Raw genomic sequence first — 12,496 nt, forward strand, 5'->3', positions numbered from 1 at the left:
GTCCTGCATCTTCCATGCAGATAATGGATAAAAAAATTAGATGTGTTGTCATACATGAAAAACATGAGAGGATTAGGGAAAAAGGAGAAGATGCACATGACCATTCGAATGCTTACGTTCCTCATAATCTTGCTAGTCATCATGCTGTTAACAGGTTGTTCCCAGGCAAAATCACCTTCTAACGCTTTAAAGAGCAAGCCATTTTTAGGTGTTATTGAAACAACAGGACAACATAACAAGAGCAAGATAACCTTTTACAGTAAAACGTTGGTCCAACAAGATACGTTGGAGTTACCCTTTGGCTCCATGGGGTCTTACTTCGATTTACCAAAAGTTCATGATGGCTATTTATATGTGGTACCAAGAGGCATAGCGAGTATCAAAGATTTAACCATTATACTAGAAGTGGATTTATCAGATGGTAAGCATAAGACATACGATATGAAGCAACCTCAGATTAATAGTTTTTGTGTGGATGAAGACTATGTATATTCTGCCAATACACGGAACCATCAATCCTTGATTAGTCAAGTTAGTAAGGCTGACAAGGTGCTGCGTACCTTAGATATGGGGAAAGTGTTTATAGGTAAGATTGATTGTTATCAAGATAAATTATGCGCTTTTGGGTTTGGCGATGATGCTAAGGGGGAAATGCAGTCATATCTCTATATCATTGACCCCATAAAGCTCATACTGGAAAAGACAGTTGATTTAACGGAGGAAGGACAAGACCAATTAGGTTCCCTCACCGTGGAAGACTATCTATACTTTACTAATGCATTGAAATATGATCAAACAAGAGGTGAGATACCTTCTACAACTCTTAGTCAATTTCATATGAAAGAACATCGTATGACAAGTATACCCCTCCTAAGCACCTATCCTTTCCAAATCCTAGAACATCAAGACAAACTCTACATATCCCATTACAATCTGGTTCAAGGAGAGGGGAGCCAATTATCCATCTATGACCCTATTCTAAACACCACCGAAATCTACGATTTCAGGCATCAGTTGGCACAGATAGCCATTCATGAGGAAACGCTTTATACCATAGATGGTAAGAAAATGTATACGTATAACATTGGCGATAATAGTTTTAAAAAGGTTCATGAGAAAGAAATCTATACAATGAAAGATGAAAAAGAGTATTATTATGTCTCTGGTTTTTTTATGATGCCTTAATGGATATATTCATCAAGTGTAATAGCATTTGACAAGATATTATAGGGGCTGTTCATAAAAGTTAACAATAGTTGCTTTTATGAGACAGCCCCGTTTCTATGGCATGGTTAACGGACTACTTATGATTTTTCTACAGGTTTTCCAAGGAAGCGAACAACAGCAATAATACCCACTAAGCCAACCAGTAAGGCAAGAATAGTACTCCATAAGGATTGTGATAAACCAATAATGAGATAACCAATAACTGTAAAGGCAGCACCGGTTAGTGCATAGGGAATCTGAGTCTTCACATGATCCATATGGTCAGCACCGGATGACATAGAGGACATAATTGTTGTATCGGAGATAGGCGAACAATGGTCACCGAAAATAGAACCGGATAATACAGCACTTAATGTGGAAAGTACAAGTACCGACGAAGCAGGGTCACCATTGATGTAACTTGCAGCGATAGGGACAGCAAGGGGGATAACAATGGCCATGGTTCCCCATGATGTACCTGTTGCAAAAGCGACTAAACAAGAAATAAAGAATACAATGATTGGTAAGAAGATGGATGAAATACTTTCGGTTACATAGGAAACAAGGAAATCAGCTGTGCCAAGTTCTGAAACAATGGAGCCAATGGACCAAGCTAGAACCAAGATGACAGCAGTAATAAAGAGTGATTTACAACCTTCAACCCATGAATCAAAGACTTCTCCCAGATTCATAGACTTATTAAATAAGGCAACCACACCAGCAACGATACTTGCAAAGATAGCTGCCCATATGAGTGAAATAGAAGGGTCAGCAGCTCCAAAACAATCCGACATTTGATACCAAGCAATACCATCAACGGCTACAGCAGTATACCCGTTATACCATAAGGCGGCAAATGCTGAAAAGATGAGTGTAAGAATAGGTATAAGAGCAGTGGAAACTTTTAACTTAACACCATCTTTTACTTGCTCAGCTTGCGTATCCAGGTTAGACATAGGTGATGCTGTGTTTGAAAGCACTTTTCCAGTTAAAAAGGCACGTCTCTCAGCCTTGTACATAGGACCGTAATCCCTGCGCCAAAGTGCAATAGAGAAAACCAAAACAATGGCAAAAATATTATAGAACGTATAAGGTACTGTTTTTAAAAAGAGGGTAAAGAAGTTGGTTTCTACACCTAATTTGGTAAAGGTTTGAGAGAACAGACCAATTTCATAACCTACCCAAGTGGAAATACAAGCTAAGCCCACAATAGGAGCAGCTGTTGAATCCACAATATAGGCTAATTTTTCTCGCGATACTTTCATCTTATCTGTCATAGGACGCATGGTAGGGCCAACAATTAATGTATTGGCGTAGTCATCAAAGAAGATGAACAGACCAGCAAATATGGTGGAAACTTGAGCTGTTCTTGCTGATTTTGCTTTTCTAGCCAGCCAGTTTGCAACGGCTTTTGTACCACCAGCTCTTGCGATAATACCAGCCATACCACCAATAGAAAGTGTAAAAAAGATAATAGCCGCATTCCAGCTATCAGCTAAACTGCCAAGTAAGTAAGTGTCTAAAGTGCGCAAAAATGAGTCAAACAGATTACCGCCTTGAACCATCAAAACCCCTGAAAAAATTCCAAGGAATAAGGATAGAATAACTTGGCGGGAAACAAAAGCAAGTAAGATAGCAAAGATAGGTGGGATAAGTGACCATCCCTGAAAACCGTTTCCTGGATTATCGACATAATGAGGTGCAATCATGGATAATCCAATACCGAGAACCACAACAATGATGAAAAAAATCTTGTTCAGTCTTTTCACGATAAAACCTCCCTCAAAAAAATGATGAGACGAACGAGCAGTCTTGTAATATATATATGGTATGTAGCTGAAATAAATGCGAATAAATGCATGATTTTATACCAAAGATGCCATACTAAAGAATGGATAATCATATGGTTAAAGAAACGCCAATGGACAACATATAGAGGTGACTTATGAGTAAAGCAATCTATCAAAAACGGTATAAAGAATATAGCAATCGTGTGATTACAACCAAGGTTATTTTATCTGTTGCGGCTAATGCTGATAATATCATTGCTGCCGCATTTATTAGTTCAGTGGTGCTAGCATCATTAGCTTTACTTATGCCTTTGGTTATATTTGTCATTGCATTAGCTACTTTATTTTCTTCTGGCTTAGGTTCATATATAGGGTATTTGTTGGGAAAAGGCCATAAGGATAAAGCCAATGATTTTGCAAGCTATACTGTGATCATTATCACCATCATTGGTATCCTTCTTGCCATTGTCACATCTGTTTTTGCAAGCGGTTTTGCTACATTACTTGGTGCGACAGGTGAATATCATCAAGTGGCAACCACCTATTTACGCATACTTGGCATCAGCTTCATGCCTCAAATTATTGCCATTGTCCTAGACAAACTCATGTTAAATGATGGCGCACCCAAGTATACCTTCTATGTAAATATTATCAGCATGATTGTCAATTTAGGTTTAAATGTTCTTTTTGTTATTGTTTTTTCCATGGGTGTGAGTGGATTAGCATTAGCCACATTGATTAGTCATATCTTTCATCTAGGTATTGATATCCATTATTTTTTGCATCGTGCCAAAGTGATAAGTTTTGTGTTGCCTAAGGCTCATTTACGTCCATTTCTTGAAATGATCTATAATGGAAGCAGTGATTTTCTTTCTGTTTTTACAGATGCTATTATGGTCTACGTGGTAAATCAATCCATTTTGAAATTCCTACCTCACAACTATCTGGAAGCATTTGCTGCCGTTACACTATTTACGGTTTATATCACCAAAATTTATGTGGGTTCACAAGTTGGCTTACAGCCCATAACGTCACAGCTATTTGGTGGAGCACGTTATCAAGAATTAAAAGAAATGTTGACGTACTCCTTGAAAAGAAGCCTATTATACGGTGTCATCATGTATGTACTCTTAATACCTGTTGTCTACTTTTTGCTACCCTATCTTATGGATGACCCAACCCTTGTACCTGTTGCATTTCGTATGTATGTGGGTGTTGGTATAGCTTTTATTGGTTCCTGTGTGGGTATACAGGTGATTTTATTCTACACAGCCATCAACCGTCCCTTAGAATCACTTGCTATTGCTGCCCTTCGTACATTAGTTCTCATTCCTGTTAGTAGTTTTATGATGATTTATTTGTTTCGGGTGGATGGCATAGCCATAGGATTTTTATTACCTGAAGTGATCATTACGTCGGTATTTTTCACTTATTTCAGACGGGTTGATATGGCTAAATATCGGCTTATCAACCATTCGTAAGGCATATTAATTTATCATTACAACCGTGTTACAAGTGCAAATAAGTCTTTGATATACGCTATAATAAAGAGGTTAGTCCATCATGATATAAATTGAACAGTTGCACATTTAGAAAGAGGAGGAGCAGGATGTTTCACAAAAAAAGCCTCTTAGTTTTGGTTGTTTTTTTATGTATCGTCATCATTGTTATCTTTAATATAGCAACCATCTCCATGAATAAGAGGAACATAACAGCCAGTCATTCTGTGGTAGATGATGCGAATGGTGACCCTGATAAAGAGCAAATCATAAGACGTGTCATGGATCCCACCATCACTACAGTGACAGAGGACACTCAATGCATCATTGAACTGGATTTAAATCAAGATAAACAAATAGATTACCAGCTATTATTACGAGGTGACCACGGACAAGCACTTAACCCCGTTAGGGTAGGAGAAGAAAAATTAGCTTATACATACATGAGCGTCTATACATATCGTTATGATTTATCAAAAAACTATGGTGAAATTGAACTAACCATGCATCACGTTTATAACAGCGGTTTGATATATTATGTAGCTTACAAACCCTATAGTCAGGAGAGTAACCATATCATTTTTCAGTTAGAAGCTGATGGGTGTGATGAATTACAGGTTTTAAAAGGCGTGTATGAAGAAAAAAAGCTGCACTTAAATCATGAAATCATTTACGAAGATACGGCCTTACCAAATACGGTTAATTACATTGACGGTGAAGGTCATCATATACGATTAGGCCGGGTATTCTTAGAAAAACCTCTTGGCAGGACAGTGGTGTCTGTCCAAAAAATGACACAGGGTATTCAACTGATGTTTGGTGATAAAACCTTGTATCAATATCGGTTACCGGTTAAGGAAGGGTATGCAACGAAAGTAGAGGGTATGGTATCTCTTGAAGATTTAGTTGACGATAAGGACAATAAGCTTAACTTGGATACGTTATCCGTCATGGATTTAGCTAATGAAAAATTTATGTGGGCTGATGGGGTGTATTATGAGAACCCTGACAATTATGAGCCTAGGGCAGACGATGATTTTTATCGTACGCCTAGTGCTTTACACATGCGTGCTTGTTATTGGGTAATGGGTAAAGGCAGTATCTTCAAGACTAATGGGATTAGCCTTATGTATACCTATATGGAACGCTTTAACGGTAAACATTACATACCAACGGAGCCTAAGTCAGAATGGCTTTATGACGATTATGGGATAGAGGATAATTTTTATGATACACGTTTTAATACGGATACCATCAGTTCCTTGCTGCATATGCAAAAAATCTATCCAGATGATCAAGTGAAAGGTGTTATTGATAAATATTTTGCCTTTTTTATGGATTATGTCAAGGATCATGGTTTTTATGTGGATGGTCATCTATTTGTAGCAGATTATATGAATGAAAATGGCGAATATACAGTGAAGCCCCATTGTTCATTGAATCATATGTTGGAAGAAATGACGGTGCTCTATCGCTATCATTTGTTATATGAGAACCAGGAAGCTTTTGATTTGGCAGAGGAATTTTTAACGAGTATTATGGAGACGAAAGATCGCTGGATAAGACCCCATGGCGATTTATATTATTGTGTTACAGAAGATGGAAGGTTTATAAAAGATGACTATCCATTAGTGACTTATAATGATCTTAATCGGGGGAAATATTATCTGGAAAAAGTGTATGGTGAAGTACCAAGGGATTATATGGCGATATTGGAGTCTAAGGAGAAATGGGCTGAGGATAATGGGTATATAAAAGAATAGGTTGTGGTAGTTTATGAAAGGATTTGTTATAAGGACAAGACGTTCGTAGATAGAAGATAGGTGTCTTAAAGGTGTTCATGTTAAAAGCGTCTAAGAAAAGCTAGAGTTCGTTCCAGAAGTATTTCCTAAAGCTTATAACTCCCTACGGTCAGACAAATAAGCTTCTTAACGGAAAGACTTCTTCCACTTACTAAGCTTTACTAAGACGCTTTTAAAAATCACAACTTTAAGACACCTATCTTCTATCTACTAGGCTAGTAGGATGTTTGTGGCAAATCGGGAAAAAGTGAGGGTGGTCAAGGAAGTAAAGGATAAAAAGTAAGACAACAACTACAGGACGATTAAGAGAAAGGAAAAGTAACACCTAGAATACCTTGAAGCTACTAGCCATAAATAAAGATTAAAGCAAAGGTATTTACGAAAATATGGCATATTCTGTTTTAAAGGGGAGAGCTATGATAGTATATACTTAATCCATGTATTGACTTCATGCTGTGAATTTGATATACTCAAATTTAGCTGTAAAAAAACTTTTTGGAGGACATCGTCATGAATGAACGTAAAATGGTAGTGGCTGATCCAACAGCAATTGGATTATTTGGATTAGCAATTGTAACACTGGTGGCTTCATCACAAAAATTAGGCATCACGACAGGTGTATCTTATGTGATTCCTTGGGCTATTTTTTTGGGAGCTTTGGCACAATTCTATGCGTCCATACAAGATGCTAAGAAAAACAATGTTTTTGGGGCAACTGCTTTTGCAGGCTATGGTTTTTTCTGGTTTGGAGTAGCCTTAACATGGCTCATTGGAAAAGGTGTATTAGGGAAGCAATTAGCCTTATCAGCAGATATCAAACAATTAGGTTTTGCTTTTGTAGGGTATTTTATATTTACTGTCTTTATGACCCTTGGAGCAATGGAAGTACATAAAGTTTTATTTCTTATTTTTCTATTTATTGATTTTTTATTTCTAGGTTTATCCCTTAGCACATTAGGTCTTGCTCCACATTTTGGGCACTATCTTGCTGCCTATTCCGAATTGATTGTGGCGCTCTTATCATTTTATGGTTCAGCAGCGGCAGTACTTAACAATCATTTTAATAAAGTATTTTTACCAGTTGGTAAACCATTTGGTATTTTTAAATAAGATAAAAGGAGCTGTCTCAGTAAAGCAAATAATCGTTGCAAACCATGGAACCAATAGCTTTGCTTTTATGAGACTGCCCCTTATTATTTTATATATTATAGCGACCATAAGGTTTAAAAAGTAGATTTTAAATCCTTACTATTTTCTGTCATGCGGGTGATGATAGAATTCAGGGTTTCTATTTCTTCTTGGCTGATATTTTTAAACATCACCTGGGCCAATCTTGCTTCATAATCATGAAATTGCTTTGTCAGTTCTGTACCTTTTTCAGATACAAATAAACCATAATGTCGGTGGTCATCTTCATTCTTAATGCGCTTAATTAAACCAATAGTAAGTAATTTTTTAATGGCTTTTGTCACGCTTGCTTTACTGACATACATGATGTCAGCTAGTTCTTTTTGATTAATGCCATGATGTTTATAAATCATGAGAAAGTACTCCAGTTGACCTTCATTGAGGTCGTATTCCTGTAATAGATGACTGGTAAAATGCTTAATATTTCTTGACATTAACCTGATATTTTTTCCTACGTCAAATGTTCGCATTGAAGTTTACTCCTTAACTTATGATAATCCCCTTTATAGAAGATACAATTTTTAACACAGAGCGTACAGCCATACTGTTGAGCAAATGGTACAGCACATAGCTTATAATCTGTTGCTGTACGAGAACCATCAGGATGGATGATATCTTCATTGTAGATGGCATTTGCTGGACATTTCTTAACACATTGTTTACAGGTTGAACAAAAAGACTGAAGCCATAGATGCTCATTCTCATCTGTTATGGGTAAATTTTCTATACTGGTGTAAACGGCGCCAATTCGAAGACTTGGGCCATATACTGGATGAATCAGTAAACCGTGTTTACCAATAGCACCTAAACCGGCTTTTTCAGCAAGTCTTGGATAATTTACATCCCCTCCAAGGGCAGGACCTGCTTGAGCACTATAACCTCTTTTTCTTAGAAAGTCACAAATCTTATTAGCCACTCTTCCCAGTTCATAATAGGTTCGCATAATTTCTCTCTGGGCATCAGGGGATGGGGCTGTGTCGATCTTATTTTTTTTCATTTCCATAATAAGCACAATGGCATGCTGATGTAAAATAACCCGATCTTTAAATATTAAATTAGGGTCTACGGTGGTAAAACCTATATCATCGATAGGATATTTTCGGATGTATGTTTGCAGTTCTTGTAAGGTGGCATCATCCATGGTTGTTTTATAGTTTTTTGGATTTTTGGTAATGGACGTATAGGATTTTTTCATTTCATACATTAATTTGGCCATGGTCGTCTTGCTTAAGCTTTTACGTGAGGGCATGCCTTTCAGCCCCCCATAGGTCATGACAATTTCTGGAACACTCAGTCCCATTCTTGCATCTTTTCCAGCAGGTATAACCTCTAAATTCTTAATATCATCAGGATTAAGTGTTGGCATTTTTGGTGGCTTCATGGGAAACACTCCTCTTATAAGGTTTAATTAGTTAGCTGGTTAACTATATCATGTATCTATCATAACATGGATTAGTTAACCAGTCAACTATTAAGCGTATCAAGTAGCTCACATGAAGGATGTGGATCAAGGATAAAAAGGGGCTACCAAAATATTTTTTTGATAGTCCCTCTAAGTGGTATGCTGTATATCATGTATTTATTTGATTGAAAATCGCCAGTATATCATCATACGAAGCGGCAAATTCTCTTAATACCATAGCTATTTTTTTTCGTTTCTCACGGTCTTTGAGTGTAGGAAGGGTTACGTTAAAATCACCACCTACTTTTTTCATTTTTTCCATGATCACCAGTTTTTGATTGTCATAGATGTCTTGGATATCTTTTATGAATGTCATATCAGGATTATGTGCTATTGCTCTATTTAGGAATTCATAGCAGCAGCAATTGGTTGCATAGTTGCAGACATATACAGTATGATCCCGCCATTGGTCGAAGGCATCTTCTGTTACACCATCAAATCTACCATGCTCAATATCCATTGCCCAATCACGAAATGCTTGTGCTCCAAAAGTACAATTATTAGTCTTAGGCATTGTGATGAGATTGGGTATACCCATAATGGCTTTTCTGTAAATCTGGGCTAGTTCAATATTTTCTTTTTTAGAACCCACAAATATCCAATCCTCTTTAATATCACCTTCTACCTTTTGTTTCTTAGCTTCCTTATCATCACCGTCAAGGTAAAGTAATGTTTTACCAAATTCTTCATAGCCACATATGATTCTTGCATATCCTGGTTCATTGCTTATGCGTGCTATAATAGGGATGCCTTTATCAATATAAGCCATGGCTGTTTGAAGAAACATTTCTTTATTTGCATTTAACTGTTTTTCTGTAACATACGTTTGCTCATAGCCGCATGTATCAAAGATTTTTTGAATATAAGGTTCGCTAAATAAAACCTTTGATAAACACGTATGCATATCAGCGTATTTAAAACCATAAACCTGTGTTAGATTATCACCTGTAACGCCAGAAAAGAACCAATAATCATAGTCTTTTTCACCAAGACATGCCATGAGATAGGCCATACAACCATTCAGAACATAATTTTGTCCATAGTGCCATGTGACAAGATTATAAATGTTAGGTAGGGTATTATTACTTTGTCGTGCAGCCATGATCAATTCACCTTCTTTTATTATATTTTTTTTCTTTTGTTTAACCTTTGACACCCTTACGGAACGGATAATAACTTTATCATAAGAGCTGGAACCGATGATAACAGGATGGGGTTCAAATTTCTTATTAACTGTCTGCATATAGGGATAATTGGTGCCACAATGTACAATTTCACCGTTTAGGATAACCGTAAAATATTGTTCACCGACGATCCAAGTTAACGTATTGTAGCCGTTCCTGTTGATGTTTATTTTATCGCTATATATTTCTTCAGTGCCAAACACGGGTGTATAGACATAGAGGTCTTTTGTATTCCCTCCCATATCAAATATATGACCATCATTAACCCCTATGGCTGCTTTGCCATGGTATAGTCTTAGACTTGCCGTATCAACTCTAAACGTAATGTCTACTCGAAATGGTATGGGAAGTTTTATATTGGTTGATAATACACGTTTATCAATATAAGCGATGTATTCAGCTTCACCATCTTCGTTGATTGTGTATGAAGGGTTTAAAATAGGTGTGATATCCTCTAAGTTAATGTTGTAACTTTTAAGAATTGGGCTGGATTTTTCTACTTGGTCAACGGTGATGGCGTCTATCATAATCACTTGGTCAAAAAGAGAATCATCCGCTACACGTTTCTTAATGGGTACAAAGATATCCACTTTATCGTTTTTGCCATCTGGTGATAGTACGGTTTCAATAAGTGAAGGATGACGGAATGTTCCATCATGTTGATAATCAACCTGATAGAACTTATTATGATGAAAATGCTCAATGATTTGATCATGACAAGCACTTAGACCGTCATATACAAAAGTGCTGGCTACAGCAAATAAACCGCCTTCAAACAGATAATCCTCATAGGGACTGTCATTATGAAATTCGTTGGATAGGGCAATCATTGTAACTGTTTGGTATTCTTCAGGGTTAGACATACTCTGAAAATCAAACATGGCATGGTTCCCGACCTTGCCTAATGGAAGTTCATGCTCATTGATCCATGTCCAGAAACTGTCTGGATTAGATTCTGTAAGATGTGTATCTTTTAAGTAAGAGGATAAAACCCGCATCTTAGGCAGTTCGACAATACGTATGTCGATATTTTTTTGTAATTCTTTCGATAGAAGATCAATTTCTTTGTAAGTGATGGGTTGATGTATGTTTTCTTCTAGCCTATCAAGCTGTTTTTCCATCTTCTCATATAATAAGGGCAGTGCTGATATTTTATCAATGCCGTTTTCATGCATGGTTTCCAAAAACCGGTTCACAATTTTACGAAGCTTATAAAGAGCATTTACATCGTTATCAATTTCATCCAGTTTGTGCATAAAAACTTTCACAACTGTACGCATATCGTCACTTTCATAAATGTGAATAATATGTTTTATGGGTATTTGCATTTTACGAAGTATGAGAATCTGTTTTAGCCGTTCGACTGTCTGTTTATCAAAATACCGGTATCTTTCATGGTCTGGTCTTATGCTTTTTATTAGTCCCACTTGTTCATAATAACGCAAGCTACGGGATGAGATATTGAGCTTTTTTGATAATTCTGTGATTTTAATTAAATCCATAACCTTTTCCTTTCTTCATCTCATAAGAAATTTCTCCGAACATAGCATATGCAATAGAAGCGTTTTCATAGGCGCTTAAGAAACTTTCTTAACGAAACAACGAGCTTCGTAAAACACCATACAGCCTCTTTTGTTCTATGTGTCTATCATATCACTTGACCCTGCGGCAAAGTCAATAGAGAAATCCATCTTTTTTATTCGGAATTCCTAAGGGATATAGCTCTTTTATGGGTTACAATGCTTGTATGGTTATGGTACAATAAATAATATATCTTTATCAGTAGCACATAAGAAAAGATTGAATAATGATAGACAAGCGAGGTGCAGCTATGGGAGCAATTAATTTATCAGAAGAAATGAAGGGGATCATTGAGCATATTAAGCATGGTGATTTGACATGTATGGTTGAATATAAAGGGGAGGTTGTTTTTCGTTCTAAGGATAAGGGTGTTAAACCCCTTATGGATTATATAGCCTTAAATAAGGATTATTCGCCCATTACCGTTAAGGATAAGATTATGGGGAAAGGGGCTATGGTATTAGCCATTAAAGGTATGGCTCATGAAGTCATAACACCTATTATTAGCGAAAAAGCATTACATTTAGCCCATCAGTATGGTATACATGTGTTTTATGAAAAAGTAGTCCCTTATATTGTTAATCGAACAGGTACAGGGTCTTGCCCTATTGAGGCATCTGTGGATGGTATAGATACCATTGAGGAAGCATATCAAGCGATTGTTAAGACACTTGAACAATTAAGAAAGGGTATGAAAAGCTAACCGTAATAGTTGATGCTCCATTACACATGCTCTACTCAATGGGCAATGCTAGTTGACGGCGTTTGGTAGGGTAATGATTAA

General features: G+C 36.8%; 9 protein-coding genes. 5 read left to right on the forward strand and 4 right to left on the reverse strand.

Going from position 1 to position 12,496, the window contains the following annotated elements:
• Positions 1-54 precede the first annotated feature (54 nt).
• Complete coding sequence (locus tag HZI73_RS09690) at positions 55-1,185, forward strand: hypothetical protein (RefSeq protein WP_212698045.1); 1,131 nt, start codon at positions 55-57, stop codon at positions 1,183-1,185.
• 119 nt (positions 1,186-1,304) lie between these two features.
• On the opposite strand, the gene HZI73_RS09695 is transcribed toward HZI73_RS09690, so the two are convergent.
• A complete protein-coding gene (locus tag HZI73_RS09695; protein WP_246552441.1) occupies positions 1,305-2,975 on the reverse strand; it encodes a Na+/H+ antiporter NhaC family protein in 1,671 nt (556 codons plus the stop codon).
• A gap of 176 nt (positions 2,976-3,151) precedes the next feature.
• Here HZI73_RS09695 and HZI73_RS09700 point away from each other — a divergent pair, with 176 nt between their 5' ends.
• The 3 genes from HZI73_RS09700 (at position 3,152) to HZI73_RS09710 (ending at position 7,407) form a co-directional block, all read left to right on the forward strand.
• Positions 3,152-4,477, forward strand: a complete 1,326-nt coding sequence (locus tag HZI73_RS09700; protein ID WP_212698046.1) for an MATE family efflux transporter — start codon at positions 3,152-3,154, stop codon at positions 4,475-4,477.
• A 128-nt stretch (positions 4,478-4,605) separates the two neighbouring features.
• Positions 4,606-6,258: a hypothetical protein gene (locus HZI73_RS09705; protein WP_212698047.1), complete on the forward strand. Its 1,653-nt coding sequence runs from the start codon at positions 4,606-4,608 to the stop codon at positions 6,256-6,258.
• 549 nt (positions 6,259-6,807) lie between these two features.
• Positions 6,808-7,407 (forward strand): acetate uptake transporter, encoded by a 600-nt coding sequence (locus HZI73_RS09710; RefSeq protein WP_212698048.1) that lies wholly within the window; start codon positions 6,808-6,810, stop codon positions 7,405-7,407.
• 113 nt (positions 7,408-7,520) lie between these two features.
• Here the strand turns inward: HZI73_RS09710 and HZI73_RS09715 are convergent, their stop codons facing one another.
• From HZI73_RS09715 to HZI73_RS09725, 3 genes are all read right to left on the reverse strand, one after another.
• Positions 7,521-7,955 (reverse strand): MarR family winged helix-turn-helix transcriptional regulator, encoded by a 435-nt coding sequence (locus HZI73_RS09715; RefSeq protein ID WP_212698049.1) that lies wholly within the window; start codon positions 7,953-7,955, stop codon positions 7,521-7,523.
• A complete protein-coding gene (locus HZI73_RS09720; RefSeq protein WP_212698050.1) occupies positions 7,937-8,866 on the reverse strand; it encodes a 4Fe-4S binding protein in 930 nt (309 codons plus the stop codon). The genes HZI73_RS09715 and HZI73_RS09720 overlap by 19 nt, the downstream gene beginning before the upstream one ends.
• 190 nt (positions 8,867-9,056) lie before the next feature.
• A complete protein-coding gene (locus HZI73_RS09725; RefSeq protein ID WP_212698051.1) occupies positions 9,057-11,633 on the reverse strand; it encodes a MerR family transcriptional regulator in 2,577 nt (858 codons plus the stop codon).
• Between the two features lie 305 nt (positions 11,634-11,938).
• On the opposite strand from HZI73_RS09725, the gene HZI73_RS09730 reads away from it, so the two are divergent.
• Positions 11,939-12,415 (forward strand): DUF1893 domain-containing protein, encoded by a 477-nt coding sequence (locus HZI73_RS09730; RefSeq protein WP_212698052.1) that lies wholly within the window; start codon positions 11,939-11,941, stop codon positions 12,413-12,415.
• Positions 12,416-12,496: the final 81 nt, after the last annotated feature.

It is taken from the genome of Vallitalea pronyensis, from assembly GCF_018141445.1.
Lineage (GTDB): Bacteria > Bacillota > Clostridia > Lachnospirales > Vallitaleaceae > Vallitalea > Vallitalea pronyensis.